The following is a 23,687-nucleotide window of genomic DNA, read 5'->3' on the forward strand; positions in this document are numbered from 1 at the left end:
TTCAACAGATCACCGCTATCACCCACGCGGACGGCTCGATCGGCCCGCACGCGAGACGTCGGACTCTACTGACCGTGAGGCACCGGGCCATTACTAGGCGCCCAGCTGCTTTCGCCCGGCTCGCGATGCGATGACTCGCGGGCCTTTCATCTGCATCTGCGCGAACTGCTCGCTGACGCCGAACGCTCGCGCCACCTGCAAGTTGGTCCACTTGGCGAAGGCGGCCTTTCTCGCCGCGGCTTCGGGCACTAGCAGTTCTCCGGCGACGAAGGTCGCCTCCTTCTCTTTCGTCGCGTCGAGAACTCGGCTGTGATCCGCGCCGAGAAGGAGACCCTCGAAGGCGTGCTCAAGCAAGTGGTGCCCGAGTTCATGGGCAATGCTCGCCCGACGTCGCACTTCGGCGTGCGCGTCGTTCTCGATGATCACTCGACTGCGGCCGAGAGGTACGAGCGCGGCCGACCAGATGCCCTTCGTGTTCTCAAAGAAGTGCTGATGGGCTACGTCCGTGAGTTCCCACTCCCGCAGCTCCGAGAGCGTGTAGACCGGAATGCCGTGCTCGTCGGCGAGCCGGTAGGGGTCCAGGCGGTCGCCGCCGGCAAGGCCCAGCGCTTCACGCTCCTCCTGAGCAACCTCTCGCATGAGCTTCTGGGTCCACCGCGTCAATCCTCCCTCCGCGCATCACTACCTGCTTGAAATCGGCGTGCCGCTGCTGCAATGACCTCCTCCAGGTACGCAATGTCCTTGCTCGTTAGGTCCTTGCGCGCCCTTAACAGCGGGACCAGTTGTGCAACCAGGTCTGGCTGTTCGTCGACAAGTTCACTCGAAGACGCGGTGTAGAAGTTCTCTGCCGGCATCCGGAGCCAGGACGTCATCGCTGCGAATGCCTCAACGTCCGGCTTGAGGTCGTTCGCCATCCGGGAGATGGTCGACGGGCTCACCCCAAGTTCCTTCGCGAGCTGCCGCCACGACAACCCTCGACGTTCCCGAGCCTGATCTAGAGCGGCGTGAAGGGATTGGACGTCCACCCGCCGTTCGCCGCTCATCGCCGGGCCGAACGCTGCGCACTGCTCGACATCTCGATCACACGTGCTAGCATAGTACTGCTCGAAACTTCGAGCACCGCGTCAGATGTTGCGCACTGGCGGCACGGTGACCAGCGCCAAGGAAAGGAAGTCGATCGCGATGCCGGAGCAGGAGAAGGAGCATGGGAAGGCGACCACGATCTACGTGAACACGCGTGAGTTCGAGTGGTCCGAGAAGATGATCTCGTTCGAGCAGGTCTACGGTCTCGCGTTCCCGACCGAGCCGCTGAACGACGGGGACGTCGTCCGCATCGAGTTCGCCCGGGGGCGAACGGAGGCGGTGCCGGGGCCCTCCAGCCCGGCAAGACGGTGAATGTGAAGCGCGACATGGTCTTCGATGTCTACGTCACCGTTCGCAGCTGACCCGTCGACGAGCCGGCTGCTCGGTGAGGGGTACTGCCTCTCCCTCGAGGGCAACCACCTCATCATCGAGCACGTGCCGTACGTCACTCCCGCCGGTTCGGTGGCGTACGGCCGCCTGGCCCTCCCGGTGATCCTCAGTGGAACGACCGTGCAGGACGGCGCCGGCGACCACCGGATCTGGTTCGTCGGTGAACAGCCGAGCGATGAGAGGGGTCGACCGCTCCCTGGCCCGTCTCCCGAGCCGCACGCCATCACCGCGCAGCTGATCGCGAACTTCATGATCTCGAGCAAGCCGAAGGGGATCGGGGCCTTCGCGAACACGTACGACAAGATCACGTCCTACGTGCGAGTTCTCAGCCACCCCGCCCAGATTGTCGACGAATCGGTGACCGCGACCCCCGGCGCTGGGTGGAACGAGATCCCGGACGACCTGCCGTTCGTCTACCCCGACACGGGAACGGCGAGAGCAGGACTCGCCGCCATGAACGCGGTCTTCCGCGGGCAGCGCATCGGCATCATCGGGCTCGGAGGCACCGGGAGCTACATCCTCGACCAGGTCGCGAAGACCTGGGTCGATGCGATCGACCTATTCGACGGCGACGCATTCGACAACCACAATGCCTACCGTGCACCAGGGGCCGCCTCCCTCTCGGAACTGCAGATGCGCCCGAACAAGGCCGAGTACTTCGCACAGAAGTACGGCCACATGCACACCGGCATCACGGCCCATCCCGTGTTCATCACGGAGGCCAACGTCACGGAACTCAATGGTTGCTCGTTCGTCTTCATGGCCGCGGCTGACGCGAAGGAGAAGCCGATGATCCTGGACTGGCTGCGCCAAAACGGCGTCCCGACAATCGAGGTCGGCATGGGCATCAGGGACGAGGGCGCCGGCCTCTCCGGCCTTCTCGCGGCCGTGAACCACTTCCCGGACCGCGGCGCTCAGGACACCGCGACCTCGCAGGGCGGCATCAACGAGTACGACCGCAACATCCAGGTCGCTGACCTCAACAGCTTGAACGCGATCCTCGCCGTCATCAGCTGGAAAAAGTACCTCGGTTACTACGCGAAGGCCGAAAGCGCGGACGAGGTCGTCTACAAGCTCTTTACCAACACCATTCGCAACGGCCTGATCGACGACACCTCGGCCGGTCAGGAGGAAGAGCTGTGACGGTCGAGCGCATCGAAGGCAGGTTCGTCAAGTCCTTCCCCAGGCCGCTCGAGCCCGGTGTGCTGTACGTTTCAACCCACTTCTCCACGGCTGCACACAGTTGCGCCTGTGGCTGCGGTCGCGAGGTGATCACACCGCTCTCGCCCGGTCAATGGGTGCTCGCCTTCGACGGCTCGGTGTCCCTATGGCCCTCAATCGGCAACTGGACTCTGCCATGCCGGTCGCACTACGTGATCGATCACAGCACCATCTCCTGGGCGCAGGATTTCACGCGGGAACAAGTCCTTCGCAATCAGGCGGCTGACGACCATGCACTCAGCTCCGCTCGACAGCCAGCGTGGCGACGGGTATTGGGTCGACTCTTTGGGTCCAGGCGATAACCCCGACATTCCGGCCACCCCTGCGGTCGCGGACAAGCTGCACGACGGCGCCTCCATCGCAGAGCAGCTTTACCCTTTCCCCCGCGCGTGAGACCGGCGAACCACCGTCGCGCCTCGGGGCTCGGGTGGCTGCCCGCGCCTGGCCGGCAACGAGCTCGTTCGAGGGTTGGCGTTGACCCTGCAATTGGCACTCGTCGCTGCCTGGCGAGAGTCGCCTCTGCCCACAATTGCTGCGCAAACCGGTGAGGTCTCTCGCGACTCCCCGGTCAAGAATTTCCGGATGACGGCGTCCTTGATCTATCTCGTGGAACGAGGGGACATGCCGACTTTCTAGTTCGAATCCAGGGTCTCCGCTGGCGGGTCCGCCACGAGGTGGCACTTGCTCTCTCGACGGCGAGGTGGCAGCAACAGTTGCCACCTCGACAGGCGCCGCCCGGGGAAAGGAAAGGGGCCGCGGTTCCTACCCCTAGGAACGCGGCCCCGTGATGCGCCATAACCCGATGGCGATCTGTCTCTTCCGCCCCTGCGACTCGTAACCCGAATACGAGTGCCAGTGGCGGTGTGAGTAGATCCTCCCAAGGATTCGCGGAAACTGCTCCCCCACAGGGAGTGCCCGTCATTTGGAGGACACAGCACCCACACCCGTCCCCCGGTCCGATCCGACGGACGTCCCCGGCTCGCGAGCGAATCCGAGTGGCCCTGCAACCCCCGAGTGGGCCATGTCCCCCTGTCTGCGGACACGCCATGCTGGGAACGTAACAACGACGTGACACGCACCGGTCGCCCCAACCGGCTGCGGACGGCAGCCACCCGAGGTGCTCCCCACACCGGCATGCCCCGTTCGCGTCGACCGATGAGGCCTCCCCGCGGGACCACCCCGCCCGCGGGGAGCCTCGTCACCTCTCAGCCTGCCAGGAATTGCGCGAACGGCCGCACGAAGTCGGGGCGCGCGATGTTCGCCGCGTTGTGGCCGGAGCGAGGGATGCGCAGCGCTCGCGCATGCGGCAGGGCTGCGGCCAGCTTGCGGCAGGTGTCGCCGAAGTAGGACGCGCTGCGGCTCCCATAGGCGAGGAGCACCTCGGCCGTGACGCCGGCGTACTGCGACGCGGGTCCGTCGTGGGCGGCGATGAGGCCCACCTCCGTCGACATGGTGGGCAGCAGCTCGCTCATCCTCCGGCCGACCGGAGTGCGGAGGAACACCCGGGTGATCGCGACCTGCGCCGCGAGGGGCAGCCGGGCGGCGACGCCCTCGCCCCCGGAGGCGCCGGCGCCGGCCAGAGCCATCGCGAGGGGCCTGTCGCCGGCCGCGAGGGCGCGGTCGAATGCGGGCAGCCAGCCGGCTGAGACGCTCGAGTCGACCGAGATGCCCGGGTCGTACACCGCGATGCGGGTCAACGGCAGGCGGAGCCTCGCCTGCAGGGCGATAAAGGCGCCGCCGCTGTGGCCGAAGATCTTGGTGGCCCCGGTGCGCTCGAGCACCGCCGCCAGGTCGGCGACGTCCACCTCGGTGGCGTGGTCCGGAGAGATCGGGGGACCGCCGGGACGCCCACGGCGGTCGTAGGAATGCACGGTGAAGCGGTCGGACAGTGCCGTGGCGAGCCGCCGGTAGTCGTCGGCGACGACCCCGCCGCCGTGAAGGATCAACACGCCGGGTCCCGAGCCGACGGTGCGGATCCGAAGTCCCGCGGCCGCACCCTCGGATATGACGTCCTCCATCGGGGCTCCTTACTGTGAACGACGTTCGCAGTTTAGGATGTCGCTGTGCCCGACACAAGCGATGCGCCCTCTCCCTGGGAGCGGCCCCCTCGCCGGGGGCGGGGTCCGCGGCCGGGCCTGACGCGCGAGGACCTCGCCGCGGCGGCCATCCGGGTGGCGGATGCCGAAGGTCTCGCCGCCGTCACGATGCGGGCTCTCGCTGAGGCGACGGGCACGGTCGCGGGCGCCCTGTACCGATACGTCGGGTCACGGGACGAGCTGCTCGCCCTCATGGCGGATGCGGCGCTCGCGGATGCGCTGACCGTGCCGAGGAGCGGCGTCTGGCTCGCCGACATGGTCGCGCTCGCTCGGAGCGCGCTCGACCTCTACCGCCGGCACCCCTGGCTTCCTGAGCTGAGCGGCAGGTCCGCCGTGTTCGGGCCCCGGACCCTCGAGCACTTCGAGACGGGCCTGGCGATCCTCGCCGCCGTGCCCGCGAGCACCGCTGCCAAGTTCGAGGCGCTCGCCATGGTCACCGGGCTCGCGAGCCTCTTCGCCCGCGGTGCAGATGCGGGGAGCGCCGATCCGCGGCGGCTGTTCTCCCTCGCCACGGCCGAAGCGCACCCCTTCCTTCTTCGGGAGCTCGCGCGACCGGTGGAGCGGCCAGAGCCGGCGGACCTGTTCGAGCGCACGGTCCGCGCCGTCCTTCCCGGACTCCTCGACGACGGGGTCGTCGGGATGCCGCACGCCGATTCCGAACCCGAGTAGCGGCAGCGACGGGCATCCCGGGAGCGGCGGAAGCGGTCACCCCCACTTCGAGGAGCAACGCGCCGCTACGCGGTAACTCAGACTCCGTCGCTTAGCCTCGTTCCCAGGCCGATTCAAGCGGGCTGGGGCAGTATTCTCTGCGTCCTCCGCCGTCGCGACGCTCGCGCTCAGGCTCACCAGACGTCACGGGAAGGGATTCATGAGCGGTTCACGCCGAACCTCCCCTTCCCCCGCGGTGCGCCCGATCGCCCGGCACGGCAGGCAGCGGACCCCGAACGCCGCCCTCTCGATCCTCAAGTTCCTCGGCATCGCGCTGTCGGTGGTGCTGGTCAGCACGATGACCGTCACGAGCATCGCCGCGTGGGACCTGTCCCGCCAGGTGAAGACCGTGCACCTCGGCAACGAGCAGACGATCGGCAAGATCCCGGAGATCAGTGCGATCGACGGCGGCGTCAACCTGCTGCTGATCGGCAGTGACAGCCGGGCGAACTCCGTCTACTCCTACGGCGAGGACCCGGAGAGCGAGCTCAACGACGTCAACATCCTGCTGCACATCTCCCAGGACCACACGAACGCCGTCGCCGTCAGCTTCCCCCGGGACACCTACGTCGAGATCCCCGAGTGCGAGGACGGGCAGGGCAACACGAACGGCCCGGTCGAGGAGTCGAAGATCAACACGGCGCTCGACTACGGCGGAGGATCGGCCAACGGCGGCCTCGCCTGCGCGGTGAAGACGGTGGAGAACCTCACGGGCCTCGTGATCCCGTTCGCGGCGGAGATCACCTTCGACGGCGTCATTGAGATGTCGAACGCGGTCGGCGGCGTGCCCGTCTGCGTCGCGCAGGACATCGAGGACGACCACACCGAGCTCTACCTGCCCGCCGGCGTGCACGACCTGCAGGGCATGGACGCGCTGAAGTTCCTCCGCACCCGCTACGGCGTCGGCGACGGCAGCGACATCACGCGCATCAGCTCGCAGCAGGTGTTCCTCTCCTCCCTGGTGAGGAAGGTGAAGAGCGCGTCGACCCTGACGGATGTCACGAAGCTGTACGGCCTGGCCGGTGCCGCGGTGCGCAACATGACCTTCTCCGACTCGCTCAAGAGCGTGGACACGATGGTGCAGATCGCCAAGGCGCTCGCTCCGATCGACCTCGACAAGATCGTCTTCGTCCAGTACCCCACCGTCGAGAGCTACGACCAGTCCGGTCTCTACCCGAACTCGGATGCCGCCGACGCCCTCTTCTCCGCCATCCAGGCGGACCAGCCGATCGCGCTCAGCGCCCCGGATCCGGAGAATGCCACCGGTTCCGTCCCGGCTCCCGGCACCGAGACGCCGGCGCCGACCGAGGCACCGAGCGACACGGCGACGGATGCTCCGGCCGAGGGCGACCCCTCCGCCACGCCGACGCCGACGGACGGCGGCGTCGCCCAGATGCCGTCCGGCGTCCTCGGTCAGTCCGCCGCGCAGGAGACCTGCTCGGTGGGCCGCTCCCTCGACGACCAGTAGCCGAACTCGTCGGGCCGGAGCCTGGCGGTCACGGGAGCGCCGCGTTCCCGGCTATGCTTGCTGAGACCACTGGAGACGTCGCATAGTCCGGTCGAGTGCACCACCCTGCTAAGGTGGAGAGGGGTTTGACCCCTCCGAGGGTTCAAATCCCTCCGTCTCCGCGAATCGCTTGTGAGCCCCGGCTTGCAGCGGAAGACCTGCGCCCGTAGCTCAACGGATAGAGCATCTGACTACGGATCAGAAGGTTGGGGGTTCGAGTCCCTCCGGGCGCGCAGAAAAGAAGGCCCGGTCAGAAGCACATTCTGGCCGGGCCTTCTTCATTGCTTGGTGATCCCCGTGCAATTCACGTGCAATCCCGGGCCGATAACGGCCTCGACTGGGCAGGGTGATCGGCCCCCTAAAGCACGGTCAGGCCGCACTGGTCGCATCGCCAGAACGGTAGGCCCGCCGCCGTCTCAGCGTCGTCGAGCGGCAGAAGGCAGGCTGGGCAGTTGCGCGCTCCTACGAAATCGAGCGTGTCGGTCATGGGGCGTACCGTAGGCGGCGGCGAGGCCGGTCGCCGTTCTTATCCACAGGACGGAGACAACACTGGACGACGAAGAACGGTTCGCATTGATGGGCATCACTCTCTCCCCGATGCTCAGGCGCGACCTGGAGTTCAATCGGGCGCACGGCCTGGAGCCTGCCTGGTCGCGCGTTTGGCGTGGTGGGCAGGACGTGACCGACCGTCCCGAGCTATGGCCATGGCCCTGGGCGGGCAAGCCATCGCGCCAGCAAATAGAACCCACGCCGGGGTCGTGAGGCCCGTTCGAGGGAGTGCCGCTGGACCCCGGCGGCTATGTAGTGTCGGATCGACCACCGCAGGAGGCCACCCTGTCTCGCTCCATCCCCGCGCACCCCAACCCAGACATGCTGGTGTGGGCACGAGAGACCGCGCGTCTCAGCGTGGAAAGCGCGGCCCAGCGATTGCACGTCGGTGCGGCGGAGTTGGAGGCGTGGGAGCACGGCCAGGCGGGCCTGACAGTCGCGAAGCTCCAGAACATGGCGGACCTCTATCGTCGCCCTCTAGCGGCGTTCTTCCTGAGTGAGCGGCCTGACGTGCCCGAGCGGGTACGGGACTTCCGGCGGCCTTGGCGGGCGGGTCAGTACCCCGAGAGCCCGAACTTGGCGGCGGAGATCCGGCGAGCCGAGGCCCAGCGCGAGAACGTCCTAGAGATTCTGGATCTCCGGGATGAAGCCCCGTCCGGGATGTGGCGCACACCGGCGGCGGAGCATGACATGGAGAGCTACGCCCGAGTGATGCTCGACGAGCATGCGCTTGTCAAACGCCCCGGACCGTCTGGCAAGCCGACCGACTGGTTCTTCTACTGGAGCAGTGCCCTCGAAGAGGTCGGCGTGCTCGTCGTGACCGCGACTCGGGTGCCGAGTGCGGAAGCTGACGGGTTCTCCATCGCTTTCGATCCGGTCCCCGTCATCGCAGTCAACGGCGGCACTCACTTCAATCGGCGCATCTTCACGCTTCTGCACGAGTACGCCCATTTGCTGGCCAACACTTCGGCGCTGTGCGACCTCCACGAGGACAGTCGGACCCCGAGGGACGTGGATCGCCTAGAAGTCGAGTGCAATCGCATCGCGGCGGAGATCCTGGTCCCGAGCGCTAAGTTCGCGACCCGCCCGATAGTGACCCAGGCCAGCAAAAATCAAGAAAACTGGCCGCTGGCGACCCTCCGAGAGGAGGCCCGGGTGTGGGGCGTGAGTCCCGAGGTGATCCTTCGGAAGCTCGTTACGCACCAGCGCGCGAGCAAGAGCTTCTACGACGCGTGGCGCGATGCCCGCTCGGAGGACGACCGGTACTCCAGCGGTTCTGACGCGCGCGCCAACGGAGGCGGCGACGGTCTCCGTACCAAGGTCCGCAATCTGGGCAAGGGCTACGTGCGAAGCGTGGTCGGCGCCTTGTCGGAGGGATACCTGACCACCTACGAGACCTCGAACATGCTCAACGCGAAGGTTGACCAGATTCCCAAGATGCTGGCTCGCGCACGCGTGCCGGAGGTCGACTGATGTACTCAATCGACACCAGCGTGCTCATCACCGCCTGGAGGGATCACTACTGGCCCGACGTGTTCCCTGGTTTCTGGGAGCGCTTCGACGAGGCCGTCGACGACGGCACGTTCCAGGCGGTGGAGCAGGTGAAGGCCGAGCTAGCAAAGCGCGACGACGCCGTCCACGAGTGGGCGAAGGAACACCCTCACTTCTTCGTGCCTTTGGACACCGACATCCAGGACGCCACGACAGAGGTTCTGAAGAGTCACCCGGGCCTGATCACACAGGGGGCAAGCGCTCGACCGTCGACCCCTTCGTCATTGGGCTGGGTCTGGCGCGCGGGTTCCCCGTCGTGACCTACGAGAAAGCCTCCAACAGCGCGAACAAGCCGCACATCCCCAACGTCTGCAACGACAAGAGTCACCCAGTCTTCGACATGCGACAACTCGTACGGGCGCTGGGCTGGCGTTTCGACTAGGAAGGCCTTCGCACAGCGGCCTCGGGTGGGTGACAGCGCCAACCGAGGCACATCACGCCTCGGGCCGCCTTCAGGCGTCGCACCCGGAAGGGTCGACCGAGGAGGCGAAGCACCCGTACAGTTCCCTCAAAGCGCACGAGGAGGATCGATGCGGTACGGACCCCTCGCGATGGTTGGCGCTCTTCTCGGACTGCTGACCGCGTGCGCGGCGCCCGCGCCTGCCGCCACGGTCACGGTGACCGCAGAAGCGCCCGCCCCGACCCCTACGCCCGTGGATCCGGTCGACGAGTTGCGCACCGCGATGACCGTCGATGACACGTTTCTCATTCGCTACAGCGCCAACCAGATCGACAAGTGCTTCGTGTTCTACATAGCCGATGTGATCGGGGTCGAGGAGGGATCTGAGGCGAACATCGCCGAATGCTGGACCAAGGTCGACGAGTTCGATGAGATCGTCCCGAGCTTCCGAGCAAAGATCGAGCCCTACGCGTTCAAGGACAACGGCCAGTTCACCGATCTGGTCGACAACTCGTATTCCAGCTTGCTGATGTGGAGGCCGGTCCCCGAGGAGTGCAGGAACACTCCTGGGGCCGCGCCTGCGGAATGCGAGGAAGCGATGCAGACCGCCGTCGGCGTGGCCAGGATGTGGCTAGACACGGGCGAGCCCGAGGACCAGTACGCATTCGCCGATGCGTGGGCCGACGAGGTCGGCGTTCTTCCCTAACAGCGGCCAGACAAATGCTGGTCCCGATGCGGCGCCCTGCCCGAGATCACTGTTTGGGGCGCCGCACCGAGGTGGCGGGAAGACCAGCGGCCACAAGGAAGCCGCTTGGAACCCTTCTCCCCACCGCCCCGCGCCGCCGCCTACGCCCGGAGGAGGGATTGACCGGCGGCGCGGGTGTCTATTGGCCTAGGTGGCGATCAAGGCAGGCGCCCTTTTCTCGATAATGGGGTAGAAGAAGCGCCAGAACAGCTTCTGGACGTCCTCGCCGCTGATGCCGCTCACCTGGCCGTCGGCGGTCAGTCGGAGGGCCACTGGCCCGCACTTCTCGATAGGGAGCAGAATCAACGCCGCCCGCTGGCCGTCGAGATCGTCGATATGCGTGACCCAGCTTCCACGTGGGGCCAAGAAGGTCACGTCTCCGACGCGGACGGGGAGGCTCACGGATCGGCCCGCTTCAGCAGGTGGGCGAAGTCGACGAGGCGGAGCACGGCCAGTTGCTCGCCTGCGCCGTAGCCCCGCCGGTAGAGCACGGCGGCGTAGCGGCCCTTGCTGTCGGCCTCTGCGGCTTCTGCGGCCTCCCGAAGCGCCCCGGTCGGGTCTAGCGTCTGGTTGGCGCGGGTGACGATTGCCCAGTCGCTGAGCCCTTGCAGATCTCCGCGCTCGTCGCTGTCGAGATCGAACATCGCCGCGAACGTGCGGGCGACCTGACGAGGCCGGACCGGGATGCCCTCGGCGCCCATGAACAACGCCGCCAACTCTCGGAACTTCTGGCCCCGCCGTCGGTACTCGTCGCTCATCGGGAGTAATCAGCGTGGAAGGTGTTGAGCGTCTGCGAGGTCGTCGCCCTGCCGTACCTCTGGTGCACGGCCTTGACGGCCTGCTCACGGCGGCTCGGGGCTCGGCCCAGGCGGCGGCCAGTTCCCGGGCACGCGCGTCGTCGACATCGGCGGCGTTGGTCATGTCCACGGCGGACATGCCCTCGGGCGCAGGGCCGCGCGAGACCATGACCCGGCCCCATCGCTGAACCTGGCCGTCGGGATCATCGACGAGATCAAGCCAGCTATCGCCGTTCCGATCCTTCGACGCATCGATGATGGCGGCAGTCAAAGTGGCCGTCTCGCCTCGGCGGCTGGTGTGGCCCGCCTCGTGTGCCGTGCTGGTGGCGATGGTGAATCCCGCGTGGAGGAAGTGGATCTGATCCCCCGGCGCGAGGGGGCGGGAGGTGGTCATGATGCTGAGTCCTTCCGGACGGCGGTCGGCTGGTGGGCGGGCTGGTGGCTGGCGGCGAGTTCGCGGAACTCGGCGGCGCTCTCTGGATCCCCGAGCCGGTCGAGTTCGTCGGCCAGTGCGGCGCCGAGGGCCGGATCACGCCGGACAGCCCGAAGGGCGGCTCTCGTGATGCCCTCCCAAGCCTTGGTCAGGTCGACGGCCTCGGCGTCGTCCAAGCCGAGCTTTCCGGCGATGAACTGGAGTGCGCGGAGTTCGCCGTCTGCGGCTCGGACGGCCTCACTGGTGCGGCCTGCGGCCTGGGCCGCGATGCGGGAGTCCCGGAGGCCGTCGGCCAGGTGGAGCGCTCGGGCGTAGAAGTCCGGCGGACTCTCCCACCCTGTGTCCTTGACCGCCGCCAGGCCCTTGGGTGTGAGATGCGCCATGACGTGACGCCGGATCGAATCCGCGCCGATCCGGAAGAACCTGGCGGTGGAGGCGATGGACTCTCCAGAGGCGACGCGGGCTTCGAGCGCCTCCTTGGCCGGGCTCTGGCACACCGTGCAGGCACGTGGCATGGGTTCCCCTCCCTCGGTCATCGGTTCCGGTGCTTCGTGAGTAATATCGGCCAGTCCGAGCGAGGTCGAAGGATGGGCATCACTGGTCACGTGAGGCGGTGCTCTCCCGGGCTGGCCTGCGGTTGAATCAGCGGTGCCCGCGCACCCCCATGCGGGCAGTAGGTGCCTGGCGCCGCGTTACCGGTGGGTGCCGCTGGCCGTTACGCGCTGGCCCTGCCAGCCGTTCTTGGCACGGCGACGCGCCTCGGTCAGGGCGGGGCGCACGCTCTGCGATGGGGTTACTGCGTGCTGGCGGAAGAGGGCGCCCTCGTACTCCCGCCACAGCCGGATGGCGGGGGCGTCGATGTCCCCGTCCTGCACGGCATCCGCCATCGCCCCGAGGATGTCCCCGATGGTGGACGAGGGTGCCACCATTCCGTTGCGCTCAGGCGTGTGGCGCATCGGGTCGTTGTGGAGGAGATATCTCGCTAGCTGGTCTGGCGTCCCGTAGCGCTCACGGACGTACTGCCGGACGGCGAGGGCGTCGTGGCCGCTCTTGCGCAGACCGTGGACCCACCGGTGTGAGATCTCCTGTCGGAACTCAGTGAGGTCTGGGATTTTCTCGAAAGTGAAGATCACTGGGATGTGAGGGTTCCACCCTGCCCACTCGCTGTACGTGAAGTCCCAGGCCCGGACCCATCCGCTAACACCATGCTTCTCGCGGAGCTTGGACCAGTCTGCTCCGCTGGTGGTCTGGGTCCATCCGGCGCTCATGGCTCCCTTCAGCGTCAGGAGCTTGTCTCCTGGCCGGTGGGCGATGTTAAACGTCGCGAAGGCGCTGAAGTGCGCTTCGCGCACAGCCTGCGCAACAGCGGGGATCAGGTAGCCGTTCAGGCGGGGCGTGCATCGGGGGCAGAAGATCCCACTACCGCACTTCCAGTTGAGACCGCACAGCCTCAGGTCCTTCCGCGAGGAAATGCCTCTAATGGCTTGGAGAAGTTCTACCGTCGAACGCTGGCGGGAGGGCTTCAGTGCGGAGTCAGTAGAGAGAATCCCTTCTTGATCGGACAAGAGAGAAGCGAGCAGGTCCTCTAGGGAAGTCTCGTCGTCCACGAGGGACCCGAACGGTATGATCGGCATCGCGATATCCATCCGCGCCGGGCGGTCGAAGGACCGGCGCTGGACGAAGAGTAACCCCGCCCCCGTGCTCAGTGCGAGCCGGGGGCGTTCCTCATTTGATCAGGCATTTTCTTGAAAATCACCGGGCAAGAAGATTCGGGATGTCGACGAACAAGATTCGCGCCACTGGGCAGGCGAATCACGCGTCAGGCGGCGCTCCGCCTGGGATGCGCGCGTTCCCATGAGAGCGCCCTTTGACGTCCTCCATCGGCTGTTCAGCCGCCAGAGCCCTCTCTACCAGCCGCTCACGTCGCCTCCGGAGCCCGTAATCGATTCCCAGCGCTAGCGCCGCGACGTACACCGCGCCGACCAGGACAGTTGGCAGAAGCCCGGAGATCGACAGACCCTCGTAAACGCCGTCCCCGTCCCTGTCTTGCCCAACGCGGAGGTACTCGTAGACCCTGTAGCCGACGACAACGCAAACCCCCGATATCCCCACCACCACGGGCAAGAGCGCGCGGTAGGGGAGAGCGACGAGCGACATCGATGCAAGTTTCGCCGCGTCGTGGTCTATGGCAGTCCGCACAAGGGTGCGCGCGGCGCTCTGGTCGCCGCTGATGTCAAGAGCCTTCTTCAGACGCTCCAAGGAACGCGCCAGACGCGCTCGCCGACCTAGCTGAACAAGTCCAGCGAGTGCACTACCCAGTCCAGCGCTCCCCAAGACGGCGCCGATGATGATGCCCCAAGGTTCCACTGCTTCACCATATGCGCGGACATCCCTGTCGATCAGAGATAAGCGGGAGCCTCGACACCTCGGCGCCCACCGAGATGTCAGCACCGTGAACGCTTCCAGCGGCGTCACTGCAAGTTGCGGCGTGGCCGCACAGGCGTCACCTAAGTTTTGGTGAGGCACAACCCGCGCGGTCGCCAGCACCGGTGCGGAGTGGGAGGGACCAGGCGAGCGCAGGAAGCTGAACCGGGTTCAGTGGATCCGGCGCCGAAATCCGGCGGACGGCTCGCGATGCCTTGGCCCGAGACTGGAGCCTCAGAGGGGCGTGCAGGGGCCGCTCAGCGGGTGTGCGGGGCGCTGAGGGCGCGGCCCAGCCTGTCGAGCGAGGCGGCGTCAATTCGAATCAGCCGGGGGCCGACGCGGCGGGCGTCGAGATCCCCGCTGGCGATCCATCGGCGGATGGTCTTGGTCGAGACCGCGAGGCGGTTGGCGGCGTCCTGGACGCTCACGAAGGTGCGGGGGCCGGGCGAGGAGTGGGCATGGTGTCGGCGGTCTTCCGGAGGGAGGCGCGTCGGTGCGCGTCGGGTGACGCCCCGCACCATTTCCCACCGGTCCACCGACGGCCCCCGGGAGGGCTGGTCAGCCGGGCTTGCCTCCGGGCTCGTGAGACCCAGACAGCACCGGAGTGACCCGGCGCGGCCAGCCTAGGCCACTCGTGTCCGTTCGGGGTCAGCGGACGTAGTAGGCGATGACCGAGGAGGTGCGAGAAAGGTGGATCGCATAGTGGTGATTGGGCTGGTTGAACCGGAGCCAGCCGCCCCCAGCGTCGATGAGCTTCTCGGCCTCCGCCTCGACCCAACTCACGTCGCCCGAGACCACTTCGATCTCCACTCCGTCGATCCAGACCTTGTTGTAGTCATGCATGCCCAGAGGCTACCGGGCGGGGTCACGGGCCTAAACCGAGGTCCCGGTCTTCGGCGTGAGCCGGACCACCTGGGCGACCTTCGGAAGCTCGGGCATCTTGTCGGCAAGCTGGGCGGCGCGGTCGGTGACCTTGCGCACGTAATGGCGCTCGGTCACTGCGCTGTCGGAGTGCCCGAGGAAGTCGCGCGCTTCGATCAGATTGCCGCCCGCCGTCCCCATGAGGTGCGATCCTCCGAAGCTCCTGAGGTCCTGCTCACGCACCACCCCGCGCACCCCGGCAACGTCGCGGGCGGCGTTCCAGGTCTTGTTGAAGTCGGAGTCGTGGATGAACTCCGAAACGCCCTTCGGCGCGAACAGGAGGGAGTCCGGGAACGCCCCGACGTGCTCCGCAAGGTGGGCGTCCACTTGCTCAGTCAGCCTCGCGGCAAGGGTCTGCCTGCGGATTCCGCGCTCGGACTTCGGGGGCCGACGATCCAGCCCTCGCCCTGCACGTACTGGGCCTGGCGCGTCACGTCGACGACGTACCGGCCATCCACGAGGTGCAGGTCCCGACGGCGGAGCCCACGCCACTCGGAGAGCCGCAGACCGCCGTAGGCGGCGATGAGGACTGCCAGCTTGTAGCGGTCTTCGATCTGCTCGTGGAGGATCGCCAGTTCCTCCAGGGTCGGGGGCCGGAACTTCTTCCCGGCACTGGACTTGGTGAGCTTGGCCGGGACGGGGACGGTCTCCAAGATCCCGTCTTCCACGGCGGTCGTGAGGATCGCCCGGAGGAGTCGTGCCTCCGCCGCCGCCGCTGTCTTCCCGGCCTTCATGCGGGAGGCGTGCCAGGTCCGCACTCGTGCGGGGGTGATGGCCTGGAGCTTGTCCTCTGCGAACTCGGAGAGCCCCTTCTCGATCTGGCGCCGGTACTCGGTCGAAGTCTTCGGTCGGAGCGGGACTCCGGCGTTGCTGGTGCGCTGTGCGACCCACGTCTCGGCGTAGCTCTTGAAGGTCTCAGCCCTCGTTGCCTTGGGTGACTTCCACTTCCCGCGCTCGATGTCAGAGCGGATGCCGGAGAGCCAAGCGCGGGCATCGGTGCGCGACGAGTACGTCATCGGGGCGTTGTAGACCACCCCGTCGGGACCGAGATAGCTGGCGTGCACCCGCCCAGAGCGGAGGGGACGGATGCGCCCCCAGTCCTCGCGGTTGGCCTTGTACTTGCGGGTCGTGGTCATGGTCCCGGCCTCTCGTGGATTGCACGTGCAATCTGTGTGCAATCCGTTCTGTCCTGCTCTGTCCAGCCTAGTCCCCAACTTCAGACAGCAAACCGGGGCATTTTCGCGAAAACACCGGGTGTAGCGGGGGCTCGGTCGGCCCTGGCAATTCAGCGTAGCGGCGGCGGGTGTCTGACTACGGATCAGAAGGTTGGGGGTTCGAGTCCCTCCGGGCGCGCAGAAAGCAAGAAGGGTGTCACCGAAAGGTGTCGCCCTTCTTGCTTTGTGGGCGTTCGCGAGGATCGAGAAGCCTCTCGCAGGGTGGGCCGTGGTTCAGGCAGCTCCGCGCTCGCTCAGACGGCCGGCGTGCGCCCTCCGCAGGATGCCGAGCAGCAGGTCTCGAGTCGCTGGAGCGGGCGAGGTAGCTGTGAGCCGTGTCGAGCGCAGCGCCAGGTCGGCGATCGCCGGAAGCTGCTCCTCCGTGATTCCGAGCTCCGCAAGGCTGGCGGGCAGCCCGATGGACCGGTTGAGCCGGATGAGAGCGGCGATGGAGTCCGATGCCCTCGTCGCGGGGCTCGTGGCGCCGGATCCGAGCACCGCACCTATTGCGGCGAGGCGCTCTTCGAGATCCGCGCTGCCACGGCATCCTTCGAGCACGTACGGAAGGAGCAGCCCGGTGCCGAGCCCGTGCGGGCTCCCCGTCAGCGCGCCGATGGGGTATTGGAGAGCGTGCGACAGATGGGTGCCGGTGGGACCGAACGCGATCCCGCCGAGGAGGCTCGCGAAGGCGACTTCCTCGTGGGCCCGCCGATGTGAGGCGTCGGCGACCGAGACGGGAAGCCACCACCCCAGCTTCTGGATTCCCTGGAGTGCGAGGATCTCCGCGAACGCGTTCCGGCCCGTGGAGACGGGCAGAGTCGAGTCCCACCGCAGGTCGAGCGGTGCCGCGGTGTACGACTCCACGAGGTGCACCAGCGCGTCGATGCCGGAGTGCGCGGTCAGGCCTGCAGGAGCGCCGAGCGTGAACTCCGGATCGACGACGGCCGCGGCAGGGACGAGATAGGGGCTTGAGATGCCCACTTTGAGGTGGTGCTCAGCGTCGGACACCACGGCGACGGGCGTCACCTCTGACCCGGTCCCGGCTGTCGTCGGCACGGCGACGATGGGGACTGAGGGGCCTGGCACCGCGTTCTCTCCGTAGTAGGCAGAGAGCGGGCCGCCATGGGTGACGAGCAGGGCCACTGCTTTGGCGGCGTCGATGGCACTTCCGCCCCCGACCGCGAGGATCACATCCGGAGCGTATGCCCGCGCTCGCCGCGCCCCTGCAGCGAGCGACGCAGCCGGCAACTCCGGCTCGACGTCGCTGAACACCTCCACCAGGAGCCCTGCGGCCTCGATCCCGGCGAGGACTCTGTCGAGGATCGCCGTCTTCAGGAGGAACGGATCGACGATCGCGAGCACCCGCACGCCGTGCAGCGCAAGAAGCTCTGGAAGCTGTTCGCGGCTGCCGTAGCCGAAGTGGACTCGCGCCGGCAGGCGCAGGGTGCCGGTGATCGGCTGTGTCATGTCTCTCCCATTTGCCCTCGGCGGCAGCTGTCCGTCCCGGCGGGCGGATAGGTCACGGCGCCTCTCGTTCACCGCCGAACGGCGGCGCGGTGGCCTAGAGACCGGGCGGGGGCCCGAGCTCGTTGCGCAGCGCCGACAGCGCGACATAGGCCCGGTTCCGGTACGCGACGAGGTCCTCTGCGTCTGCTGCATCGATATCGAGGAAGCCTCCGCCGGACTTGAGCCCGAGCCGGCCGTCGGCGACCATCGCGGCGAGGGTGGCCGGCGGTTCGAGCCGCTCGCCGTACTCGGCTGCCAGCGAGGCGTACGACGCAAGGTAGACGTCGAGCCCGGCCATGTCGCCGATCGCGAAGGGGCCGAACAGCGCAAGCCGGAAGCCGAAGGCGTTGGAGACGACCTCGTCCACCTGTGCGGGCGTGGCGAGCCCCTCGTCGACCACTCGGACGGCTTCCTTGTAGAGCGCGAACTGCAGCCGGTTGGCCACGAAGCCCGGGGCGTCGGCCACGCGCACCGGCGTCTTGCCCGCACGCCGGAGCAGCTCCTCGGTCGCGTCGACGGCGGCGGCGGTCGTCGCGGCGGTCGGGATGAGCTCCACAGCGGGAACGAACGGCGCCGGGTTCATCCAGTGCACGCCGAGGAACCGCTGCGGTCGCACCACCGACTGCGCCAGCTCGCGGATCGGGATGGCGGAGGTGTTGCTGCCGATGATGGCGTCCGGCGACGCGGCCCCGGAGACGCGGGCGAGGGTCGCGAGCTTGATGGCGCGGCTCTCCGGCACAGCCTCGGTGATGTACTGGGCGTCGGCCACAGCCTCTTCGATCGAGTCCGACGGCTGCAGGCGCTCACGGAGGATACCGGTGGAGCCTGCGGCGAACAGGCCGTCGCGTTCGAACCGCTCGCTCTCGGCCACCAGGCGCTCGAAGGCGGCGTGGGCCACCTCTCCACTGACATCGGCCAGGCGCACCGTCGCCCCGCCGAGGGCGAGCACCTGGGCGATGCCTCCGCCCATGTACCCGGAGCCGATCGCAGCGATGCGCGTGATGCTCATGCGAGTCCTTCCTGGTACTGCCGGATGATCGAATCGAAATCGGGATCGCTGTCGAGGCCCAGCGCTCGCGCTCGGGTGGACGCGAAGCGCGCGGGCCAGCTGGTGACGATCCGCGCGATGGCGTCGTCGGGCTCCCAGCCCACGAGCCCGGCCACGTCCGGGCCGGCTACCCGGGAGAGCGACTCGACGATCTCGCCGACCGATACGGTGAGCGCGGGCAGCGTCAGGGCGGTGTGCGGTCCCCACTCCTCGTCGGTCGCCGACGCCGCCAGGATCAGCCCGTCGATGGTCCGTGCAGGGGAGGTCACGGCCACGAGCGTCTCCGGCGGCACCGGGGCGTTGCTCGGGTGGCCTGCGAGCGGCTCCCGGACGATCCCCGACAGGAAACTGGACGCGGCGGCGTTCGGGACACCAGGACGGACCGTCACGGTCATCAGTCGGACGCTTCGAGCGGGCACGAGCCCGCGTCGGGCGAAGTCGGCGACGAGCTGCTCGCCGATGAACTTCTGGGTCCCGTAGCTCGATTGCGGCGTCGGCAGGGTGTCGTCGGCGATGACGTCCGGAAGGGGTTCTCGGGAGTGCTCCCGAAGACCGCGAGGGAGCTCGCGAACACGAGGCGCGGCGGCTGCGGCAGCCGGCGACAGGCGTTGAGCAGGTCCAGGGTCGTCGCGAGGTTGACGCGCATGCCCAGGTCGAAGTCACGCTCCGCCTCACTCGACACCACCGCCGCGAGGTGGAAGACCAGGTCGATGTCCTCGAGCGCGCCGGGGAGGTGGTCGGCGGCGTCGCCCACCACCGAGCGGATACGTGGGTCGGCGAGGAGGTCTGGCTGGGCCGGCATACGGTCGAGCAGCACGACGCGGTCGACCGCGGAGGCTCCGGGGACGGCCGGCAGGCCCGTCTCGAGAAGCGTGCGGGCGAGGCGGTCGCCCAGGAAGCCGGCGCCGCCGGTGATGAGGACCCTCATCGGCTCAGCGCCTTCTCGGCCATCGTGCGCACCGGAGGTGGAGGGCCGACACGGGTCTCCAGAGTGCGCACGGTCGTCGACATGCAGACGAAGAGCGTGCGCCAGTCCTCGCCGCCCCACACCAGGTTGGCCGGCGTCTCCGGTGTCTCCACGACGCCGAGGAGCTCGCCGTCCGGGCTGAGCACCCAGATGCCGCCACGAGCGGTGACCCAGACGTTCCCGCGCTCGTCGCAACGCATGCCGTCCGGGTTGCCGCGCCCCGGCACGGCCGTGTCGCCCATCCCGGTCGCCAGGGTGCGCGGCCGGCTGAGCGTCCCGTCCGGGGCGACGTCGAAAGCCCGGACTCCGTCGAGGTCATCGACGTAGAGCACGGACTCGTCGGGGGAGAAGCACAGGCCGTTGGGCTGGTTGAACTCCGCGCGATCCACGACGAGGCGGGTCTCTCCGCCGCCCGCGGGCACGAGGAAGACGCCCTGAAACCCGAGCTCGAGGGGGCGATGGACGCCGACGACGTGATCCCAGCGGCCATAGTCGGGGTCGGAGAAGTACACCGTGCCGTCCGAGCGTGCCACCACGTCGTTGGGGCTGTTGAGGTAGGTGCCCTGGAAGTGGAACGCGACGACTTCCTGCCGCCCGTCCCGGAACTCCTCCGGACCGAGCTGGTGACGTGCTCGCACACGAGGAGCCTGCCGTCCGGTCCGAGGGCCATGCCGTTGCCGATGCGGTTGGGGTGCGCGATCAGACGGGCGCCGTCCCGCGCAGTCCACCGCCAGCGGGAGTCGCCCTGGATGTCACTGAACAGGAGGGAGCGCTCTTGGGGGTTCCAGACCGGTCCCTCCGTGAAGCGGAAGCCGGAGGCCACGACCTCGAACTCGACCCCTGGATCCAGGAGGTCGGCGAGGGCGGTCGTGCCGTGGAGGATGCTCACCATGCCTGGAGCGTACTATGCAAATCGCGGAAGGTTTCGAATGTCGTTGACGATTCGAATCTGAGCACCTAGGGTCTGTCTAGTCTTCTTTTCCGCAACGACGCAGGGAAACCACATGCGCATCGCCAACCTGTCTGGCCGGCTCGTCATCATTTCAGGAGCCGAGGCCGTGGATGTGGAGAGCGCGAGCGGCGGCCGGTTCTCCGCCGATCCTCAGGCGGTCTACGAGCGCTGGCCGGAGTTCCTGGAGTGGGCGGCAGGCTCCTCCCCCACCACGGGCGTCGCTTTCAGCGCCGACCAGCTCCAACCGCCCACCCCGTGTCCCCGGCAGGTCTTCGCGATCGGGCTCAACTATCACGACCACGCCTCCGAGGTCGGCCTTGTCGCGTCCGAGGTGCCGATCGTCTTCACCAAGTTCGTGTCCTCCTTCGCGGGGCCGACCGCCGATGTCCCGCACCCGGGCGGCGAGGTGGACTGGGAGGTCGAACTGGTTGTGGTGATCGGGGCCGAGGCGCGCAATGTCGCCGAAGCGGACGCGTGGGACTACGTCGCAGGGCTCACCATGGGGCAGGACATCTCCGAGCGCAAGACTCAGCACGCGGGGGCAACGCCGCAGTTCAGCCTGGGCAAGTCGTTCCCCGCCTTCTCTCCTATGGGTCCATGGATAGTCACGCCGGATGAGTTCGCGGACCCGAGGGACGTTGCCCTCGAGACCGTCGTCAACGGGGTCACCATGCAGAGCGGTCGCACGTCCGACATGGTCGCGTCCGTCGCCATGCTGATCGCGTCCCTGTCGCGGATCCTCGTTCTCCTGCCGGGCGACGTCATCTTCACCGGAACACCTGCAGGTGTCGGGCTGGGCATGAAGCCGCCGCGCTACCTCTCCGTCGGAGACGAGCTCGTCACACGCATCGAGGGCATCGGCGAGATGCGCAATCGCATCGTGGCGGGGGTCTGAGATGGTCCGGCGACTCACTCTGACCTTCGACAACGGGCCGACGTCAGGGGTCACGGAACTGGTCCTCGGTGAGCTGGCGCGCCGGGGAATCCTCGCGACCTTCTTCGTCGTCGGGCGAGACCTGCTGCGGAAGGGCAACAGGGAGCTCGTGCAGCAGGCCAAGGACGCAGGCCACCGGATCGGGAACCACACGATGACGCACGATGTGCAGTTCGGCACCACCGCGGACCCCGATGTCCCTCGCCAGCAGATCTCGGTCGCGCAGGAGGTGCTCGCCGATCTGGCGGAGCCGGAGAAGCTCTTCCGGCCGTGGGGCGGGGGCGGGATCCTCGGGCCCGACCTGCTCAGCACCGCTGCAGTCGAGCTCATGAGGCGGGAGGGGTACACCTGCGTCCTATGGAACAGCGTCCCCCACGACTGGGAGGATGCCACGGGATGGGTCGACCGAGCGCTCGCCGACATCCGGAAGCAGGACTGGACGGTGCTCGTGCTGCACGACATCCGGGGCGGTGCGATGGACCATCTCGGCGACTTCCTCGACCGCGTCCTCGCGGACGGCGTGCAGATCGTCCAGGAGCTCCCCGCCGAGTGCACTCCCATCCGAGGCGGCGAGGTCATCGGGAAGCTCGAGGACCTCGTCACCGACATCCCAGCAGCAACCCACTAGAAGGAGTGCCCACTTGGCAACCAGAGCGGTAATCGCAGGAATCGGAGAGTCGCGACTCGGGAAGGTCCCCGAGCTCACGGCGCTGGGCATCATCGTCGATGCGGCGCTCGCGGCCATTCACGATGCGGGCCTGACCGTGCAGGACATCGACGGGCTCATCCTGCACCCCGCCTTCCACGTGTCCCCGAGGTACCACATCATCGTCGCCGAGACTCTCGGCATCTACGTGAAGACCATGGCCGACACGACCATGATGGGCGGCGCCTCGTACGGGGTGGCGATCGAGCGCGCCAAGCAGGCCGTCGAGAGCGGCCTCTGCAGGAACGTGCTGATCGTCGGAGGTGAGAAGCTCGCCACCGGCCACCAGAGCGGGTCGGCGATGATGGCGTCCGTTGGAGCCCACAACCTCGACTACGAGTACCCGTTCGCCGCAACCATCCCCGCCTACTACGGGCTGCTCGCGCAGCGGTACCTGCACGACTACGGAGCGGAAGAGAGCGATCTGGCGCAGGTGGCTGTGGCGACCCGCAAGCATGCTGCACTGAATCCCAACGCCACCATGCGCACGCCGATCACGGTGGACGATGTCCTCAACTCGCCGATCATCTCCTCGCCCCTGCATCGCCTCGACTGCTCCCTCGTCTCGGACGGCGGCGCCGCCTATGTGATCTCGGCTGCCGGAACGAGCAAGGACCCGTCCCGCGAGATCGAGATCCTGGGCATCGGCCAGGCGCAGTCGTACTACCACATGGGCCAGCTGGCCGAGGGGCACGGCGACCACGACCTCGTGCGCACGGTGGTCGACGTCGCCGGTGAGCGCGCGTTCGCCCAGGCGGGGCTGACCCCCGCCGAGATCGACATGGCGAACATCTATGACAGCTTCACCATCACGGTCATCGTGCAGCTCGAGGATCTGGGGTTCTGCGAGCGGGGGACCGCCGGCCAGTTCATCGCAGAGGGCAACGTCGACCCCGGCGGGAAGCTGCCGATGAACACCCACGGCGGGCTGCTGAGCAACGCCCACCCCGGTGCCTGCGGCGGCATGCTCGGCTTCACCGAGGCGGTCCGGCAACTGCGCGGCGAGGCCGGCGACCGCCAGGTGACGAAGCGGGACAACGCGCTCGTGTCGTCCGCGAGCGCGGTGGCGTCCAACTTCTCGGTCAGCATCCTCGGCGCCTCGATCCAGTAAGGACCAGCCATGAAGCACATCACGCGACCCCTGCCGACGATCACGGCCGACAACGAAGAGTTCTGGAAGTCGACGAAGGAGCATGCCGCCAAGCTGCAGCGCTGCAACGTCTGTGGTCGGTTCTGGTACTACCCGGGCCCGGTCTGCCATCACTGCGGCGCACGCGACTACACGTGGACCGCGCTGAGTGGGAAGGGCACGATCTACAGCTACTCCGTGCTCGAGCGCGCCAAGGGGAACCCCTACGAGAACGACGTGCCCATCGCGATCGTCCTCGTGCGGCTCGAGGAGGGTCCGGTGATCATGTCCAACCTCTTCGACTACGAGGCCGCCGACCTGGCGATCGACTCCCCGGTGCGGATGACCTACGAGGACGTCGACGACCGAGTCACGCTCCCGGTGTTCCTGCCCGCCCGAGCCTGAG

Annotated in this window: 30 protein-coding genes, 2 tRNA genes and 1 pseudogene; 15 read left to right on the forward strand and 18 right to left on the reverse strand. The window is 67.6% G+C overall.

Going from position 1 to position 23,687, the window contains the following annotated elements; translation table 11 throughout:
* Window positions 1-93: 93 nt before the first annotated feature.
* Together QUE51_RS06675 and QUE51_RS06680 are read right to left on the reverse strand one after the other, a co-directional pair.
* Complete coding sequence (locus QUE51_RS06675; protein ID WP_286278781.1) at window positions 94-663, reverse strand: ImmA/IrrE family metallo-endopeptidase; 570 nt, start codon at window positions 661-663, stop codon at window positions 94-96.
* Entirely contained in the window at window positions 660-1,043 is a 384-nt protein-coding gene (locus QUE51_RS06680; RefSeq protein WP_286278782.1) for a helix-turn-helix domain-containing protein, read from the reverse strand. The genes QUE51_RS06675 and QUE51_RS06680 overlap by 4 nt, the downstream gene beginning before the upstream one ends.
* Before the next feature lie 85 nt (window positions 1,044-1,128).
* Between QUE51_RS06680 and QUE51_RS06685 the strand changes: the two genes are divergently transcribed.
* The 3 genes from QUE51_RS06685 to QUE51_RS17880 are packed head-to-tail and all read left to right on the forward strand — an operon-like array spanning window position 1,129 to window position 2,996.
* The gene (locus QUE51_RS06685; protein ID WP_286278783.1) at window positions 1,129-1,395 is read left to right on the forward strand and encodes a multiubiquitin domain-containing protein; all 267 of its coding nucleotides are present in this window, start codon (window positions 1,129-1,131) and stop codon (window positions 1,393-1,395) included.
* 24 nt (window positions 1,396-1,419) lie between these two features.
* Window positions 1,420-2,616, forward strand: a complete 1,197-nt coding sequence (locus QUE51_RS06690) for a DUF6791 domain-containing protein (RefSeq protein ID WP_286278784.1) — start codon at window positions 1,420-1,422, stop codon at window positions 2,614-2,616.
* Complete coding sequence (locus QUE51_RS17880; RefSeq protein ID WP_491562653.1) at window positions 2,613-2,996, forward strand: ubiquitination-like system serine protease family protein; 384 nt, start codon at window positions 2,613-2,615, stop codon at window positions 2,994-2,996. The genes QUE51_RS06690 and QUE51_RS17880 overlap by 4 nt, the downstream gene beginning before the upstream one ends.
* 903 nt (window positions 2,997-3,899) lie before the next feature.
* On the opposite strand, the gene QUE51_RS06695 is transcribed toward QUE51_RS17880, so the two are convergent.
* The gene (locus QUE51_RS06695) at window positions 3,900-4,712 is read right to left on the reverse strand and encodes an alpha/beta fold hydrolase (RefSeq protein WP_286278785.1); all 813 of its coding nucleotides are present in this window, start codon (window positions 4,710-4,712) and stop codon (window positions 3,900-3,902) included.
* 45 nt (window positions 4,713-4,757) lie between these two features.
* On the opposite strand from QUE51_RS06695, the gene QUE51_RS06700 reads away from it, so the two are divergent.
* The 8 genes from QUE51_RS06700 (at window position 4,758) to QUE51_RS06730 (ending at window position 10,211) form a co-directional block, all read left to right on the forward strand.
* Window positions 4,758-5,459, forward strand: coding sequence for a TetR/AcrR family transcriptional regulator (locus QUE51_RS06700; RefSeq protein WP_286278786.1), 702 nt, complete (start codon window positions 4,758-4,760; stop codon window positions 5,457-5,459).
* Between the two features lie 199 nt (window positions 5,460-5,658).
* Window positions 5,659-6,966, forward strand: coding sequence for an LCP family protein (locus QUE51_RS06705; protein ID WP_286278787.1), 1,308 nt, complete (start codon window positions 5,659-5,661; stop codon window positions 6,964-6,966).
* Between the two features lie 71 nt (window positions 6,967-7,037).
* A tRNA-Ser gene (locus QUE51_RS06710) sits at window positions 7,038-7,127 on the forward strand.
* Window positions 7,128-7,165: 38 nt separating this feature from the next.
* A tRNA-Arg gene (locus QUE51_RS06715) sits at window positions 7,166-7,238 on the forward strand.
* 637 nt (window positions 7,239-7,875) lie between these two features.
* Window positions 7,876-9,027, forward strand: a complete 1,152-nt coding sequence (locus QUE51_RS06720) for an XRE family transcriptional regulator (RefSeq protein WP_286278788.1) — start codon at window positions 7,876-7,878, stop codon at window positions 9,025-9,027.
* Complete coding sequence (locus QUE51_RS06725) at window positions 9,027-9,365, forward strand: DUF4411 family protein (RefSeq protein WP_286278789.1); 339 nt, start codon at window positions 9,027-9,029, stop codon at window positions 9,363-9,365. Before QUE51_RS06720 ends, QUE51_RS06725 begins: the two co-directional genes overlap by 1 nt.
* Window positions 9,362-9,487: a PIN domain-containing protein gene (locus QUE51_RS17885; protein WP_350226730.1), complete on the forward strand. Its 126-nt coding sequence runs from the start codon at window positions 9,362-9,364 to the stop codon at window positions 9,485-9,487. Before QUE51_RS06725 ends, QUE51_RS17885 begins: the two co-directional genes overlap by 4 nt.
* Before the next feature lie 148 nt (window positions 9,488-9,635).
* Window positions 9,636-10,211, forward strand: coding sequence for a hypothetical protein (locus QUE51_RS06730; protein ID WP_286278790.1), 576 nt, complete (start codon window positions 9,636-9,638; stop codon window positions 10,209-10,211).
* A gap of 186 nt (window positions 10,212-10,397) precedes the next feature.
* Here QUE51_RS06730 and QUE51_RS06735 read toward each other — a convergent pair whose 3' ends face one another.
* From QUE51_RS06735 to QUE51_RS17890, 15 genes and pseudogenes are all read right to left on the reverse strand, one after another.
* A complete protein-coding gene (locus QUE51_RS06735) occupies window positions 10,398-10,652 on the reverse strand; it encodes a hypothetical protein (RefSeq protein WP_286278791.1) in 255 nt (84 codons plus the stop codon).
* Complete coding sequence (locus tag QUE51_RS06740; protein WP_286278792.1) at window positions 10,649-11,008, reverse strand: hypothetical protein; 360 nt, start codon at window positions 11,006-11,008, stop codon at window positions 10,649-10,651. The genes QUE51_RS06735 and QUE51_RS06740 overlap by 4 nt, the downstream gene beginning before the upstream one ends.
* Window positions 11,009-11,437: 429 nt before the next feature.
* On the reverse strand, window positions 11,438-11,995 hold the full coding sequence (locus tag QUE51_RS06745) for a hypothetical protein (protein WP_286278793.1): 558 nt from the start codon (window positions 11,993-11,995) through the stop codon (window positions 11,438-11,440).
* A 177-nt stretch (window positions 11,996-12,172) separates the two neighbouring features.
* Window positions 12,173-13,126: a hypothetical protein gene (locus QUE51_RS06750; protein ID WP_286278794.1), complete on the reverse strand. Its 954-nt coding sequence runs from the start codon at window positions 13,124-13,126 to the stop codon at window positions 12,173-12,175.
* Window positions 13,127-13,292: 166 nt separating this feature from the next.
* Window positions 13,293-13,739 carry a hypothetical protein gene (locus QUE51_RS06755; protein ID WP_286278795.1) on the reverse strand — a complete coding sequence of 149 codons (447 nt, stop codon included), beginning with the start codon at window positions 13,737-13,739 and terminating at the stop codon, window positions 13,293-13,295.
* A gap of 422 nt (window positions 13,740-14,161) precedes the next feature.
* Window positions 14,162-14,332 carry a helix-turn-helix domain-containing protein gene (locus QUE51_RS06760; protein WP_286278796.1) on the reverse strand — a complete coding sequence of 57 codons (171 nt, stop codon included), beginning with the start codon at window positions 14,330-14,332 and terminating at the stop codon, window positions 14,162-14,164.
* Window positions 14,333-14,552: 220 nt separating this feature from the next.
* Window positions 14,553-14,747, reverse strand: a complete 195-nt coding sequence (locus QUE51_RS06765; protein WP_286278797.1) for a hypothetical protein — start codon at window positions 14,745-14,747, stop codon at window positions 14,553-14,555.
* 30 nt (window positions 14,748-14,777) lie between these two features.
* A complete protein-coding gene (locus QUE51_RS06770) occupies window positions 14,778-15,152 on the reverse strand; it encodes a site-specific integrase (protein WP_286278798.1) in 375 nt (124 codons plus the stop codon).
* 8 nt (window positions 15,153-15,160) lie between these two features.
* Entirely contained in the window at window positions 15,161-15,961 is an 801-nt protein-coding gene (locus QUE51_RS06775; RefSeq protein WP_286278799.1) for a site-specific integrase, read from the reverse strand.
* Window positions 15,962-16,273: 312 nt separating this feature from the next.
* The gene (locus QUE51_RS06780; protein ID WP_286278800.1) at window positions 16,274-17,506 is read right to left on the reverse strand and encodes an iron-containing alcohol dehydrogenase; all 1,233 of its coding nucleotides are present in this window, start codon (window positions 17,504-17,506) and stop codon (window positions 16,274-16,276) included.
* Between the two features lie 94 nt (window positions 17,507-17,600).
* Window positions 17,601-18,554 (reverse strand): 3-hydroxyacyl-CoA dehydrogenase family protein, encoded by a 954-nt coding sequence (locus QUE51_RS06785; protein WP_286278801.1) that lies wholly within the window; start codon window positions 18,552-18,554, stop codon window positions 17,601-17,603.
* Window positions 18,551-18,988, reverse strand: a complete 438-nt coding sequence (locus tag QUE51_RS06790; RefSeq protein ID WP_286278802.1) for a Rossmann-fold NAD(P)-binding domain-containing protein — start codon at window positions 18,986-18,988, stop codon at window positions 18,551-18,553. The genes QUE51_RS06785 and QUE51_RS06790 overlap by 4 nt, the downstream gene beginning before the upstream one ends.
* The gene (locus tag QUE51_RS06795; protein ID WP_286278803.1) at window positions 18,988-19,521 is read right to left on the reverse strand and encodes an NAD-dependent epimerase/dehydratase family protein; all 534 of its coding nucleotides are present in this window, start codon (window positions 19,519-19,521) and stop codon (window positions 18,988-18,990) included. Before QUE51_RS06795 ends, QUE51_RS06790 begins: the two co-directional genes overlap by 1 nt.
* Window positions 19,518-20,198, reverse strand: a complete 681-nt coding sequence (locus tag QUE51_RS06800; RefSeq protein WP_286278804.1) for an SMP-30/gluconolactonase/LRE family protein — start codon at window positions 20,196-20,198, stop codon at window positions 19,518-19,520. Before QUE51_RS06800 ends, QUE51_RS06795 begins: the two co-directional genes overlap by 4 nt.
* A 32-nt stretch (window positions 20,199-20,230) precedes the next feature.
* A pseudogene (locus QUE51_RS17890) lies at window positions 20,231-20,452 on the reverse strand (SMP-30/gluconolactonase/LRE family protein); the annotation flags it as partial.
* Window positions 20,453-20,564: 112 nt separating this feature from the next.
* Between QUE51_RS17890 and QUE51_RS06805 the strand changes: the two are divergent.
* Genes QUE51_RS06805 through QUE51_RS06820 form a run of 4 tightly spaced genes read left to right on the forward strand, consistent with a single transcriptional unit; the run spans window position 20,565 to window position 23,686 of the window.
* The gene (locus tag QUE51_RS06805; RefSeq protein ID WP_286278805.1) at window positions 20,565-21,407 is read left to right on the forward strand and encodes a fumarylacetoacetate hydrolase family protein; all 843 of its coding nucleotides are present in this window, start codon (window positions 20,565-20,567) and stop codon (window positions 21,405-21,407) included.
* Window position 21,408: 1 nt separating this feature from the next.
* A complete protein-coding gene (locus QUE51_RS06810) occupies window positions 21,409-22,074 on the forward strand; it encodes a polysaccharide deacetylase family protein (protein WP_286278806.1) in 666 nt (221 codons plus the stop codon).
* A gap of 13 nt (window positions 22,075-22,087) precedes the next feature.
* Window positions 22,088-23,263: a thiolase family protein gene (locus tag QUE51_RS06815; RefSeq protein ID WP_286278807.1), complete on the forward strand. Its 1,176-nt coding sequence runs from the start codon at window positions 22,088-22,090 to the stop codon at window positions 23,261-23,263.
* 9 nt (window positions 23,264-23,272) lie between these two features.
* Window positions 23,273-23,686, forward strand: a complete 414-nt coding sequence (locus QUE51_RS06820) for a Zn-ribbon domain-containing OB-fold protein (RefSeq protein WP_286278808.1) — start codon at window positions 23,273-23,275, stop codon at window positions 23,684-23,686.
* Window position 23,687: the final 1 nt, after the last annotated feature.

It is taken from the genome of Naasia aerilata, assembly GCF_030296595.1.
Classification (GTDB): Bacteria; Actinomycetota; Actinomycetes; order Actinomycetales; family Microbacteriaceae; genus Naasia; species Naasia aerilata.

Excerpts from the sequence above, each read along its gene's own strand:
- QUE51_RS06680 (WP_286278782.1), bottom strand. The coding sequence starts at position 1,043 with ATGAGCGGCGAACGGCGGGTGGACGTCCAATCCCTTCACGCCGCTCTA.
- QUE51_RS06685 (WP_286278783.1), top strand. The coding sequence starts at position 1,129 with ATGTTGCGCACTGGCGGCACGGTGACCAGCGCCAAGGAAAGGAAGTCG.
- QUE51_RS06690 (WP_286278784.1), top strand. The coding sequence starts at position 1,420 with ATGTCTACGTCACCGTTCGCAGCTGACCCGTCGACGAGCCGGCTGCTC.
- QUE51_RS06695 (WP_286278785.1), bottom strand. The coding sequence starts at position 4,712 with ATGGAGGACGTCATATCCGAGGGTGCGGCCGCGGGACTTCGGATCCGC.
- QUE51_RS06705 (WP_286278787.1), top strand. The coding sequence starts at position 5,659 with ATGAGCGGTTCACGCCGAACCTCCCCTTCCCCCGCGGTGCGCCCGATC.
- QUE51_RS06720 (WP_286278788.1), top strand. The coding sequence starts at position 7,876 with ATGCTGGTGTGGGCACGAGAGACCGCGCGTCTCAGCGTGGAAAGCGCG.
- QUE51_RS06725 (WP_286278789.1), top strand. The coding sequence starts at position 9,027 with ATGTACTCAATCGACACCAGCGTGCTCATCACCGCCTGGAGGGATCAC.
- QUE51_RS06730 (WP_286278790.1), top strand. The coding sequence starts at position 9,636 with ATGCGGTACGGACCCCTCGCGATGGTTGGCGCTCTTCTCGGACTGCTG.
- QUE51_RS06740 (WP_286278792.1), bottom strand. The coding sequence starts at position 11,008 with ATGAGCGACGAGTACCGACGGCGGGGCCAGAAGTTCCGAGAGTTGGCG.
- QUE51_RS06745 (WP_286278793.1), bottom strand. The coding sequence starts at position 11,995 with ATGCCACGTGCCTGCACGGTGTGCCAGAGCCCGGCCAAGGAGGCGCTC.
- QUE51_RS06750 (WP_286278794.1), bottom strand. The coding sequence starts at position 13,126 with ATGGATATCGCGATGCCGATCATACCGTTCGGGTCCCTCGTGGACGAC.
- QUE51_RS06765 (WP_286278797.1), bottom strand. The coding sequence starts at position 14,747 with ATGCATGACTACAACAAGGTCTGGATCGACGGAGTGGAGATCGAAGTG.
- QUE51_RS06775 (WP_286278799.1), bottom strand. The coding sequence starts at position 15,961 with ATGACCACGACCCGCAAGTACAAGGCCAACCGCGAGGACTGGGGGCGC.
- QUE51_RS06780 (WP_286278800.1), bottom strand. The coding sequence starts at position 17,506 with ATGACACAGCCGATCACCGGCACCCTGCGCCTGCCGGCGCGAGTCCAC.
- QUE51_RS06785 (WP_286278801.1), bottom strand. The coding sequence starts at position 18,554 with ATGAGCATCACGCGCATCGCTGCGATCGGCTCCGGGTACATGGGCGGA.
- QUE51_RS06790 (WP_286278802.1), bottom strand. The coding sequence starts at position 18,988 with ATGACCGTGACGGTCCGTCCTGGTGTCCCGAACGCCGCCGCGTCCAGT.
- QUE51_RS06795 (WP_286278803.1), bottom strand. The coding sequence starts at position 19,521 with ATGAGGGTCCTCATCACCGGCGGCGCCGGCTTCCTGGGCGACCGCCTC.
- QUE51_RS06805 (WP_286278805.1), top strand. The coding sequence starts at position 20,565 with ATGCGCATCGCCAACCTGTCTGGCCGGCTCGTCATCATTTCAGGAGCC.
- QUE51_RS06810 (WP_286278806.1), top strand. The coding sequence starts at position 21,409 with ATGGTCCGGCGACTCACTCTGACCTTCGACAACGGGCCGACGTCAGGG.
- QUE51_RS06820 (WP_286278808.1), top strand. The coding sequence starts at position 23,273 with ATGAAGCACATCACGCGACCCCTGCCGACGATCACGGCCGACAACGAA.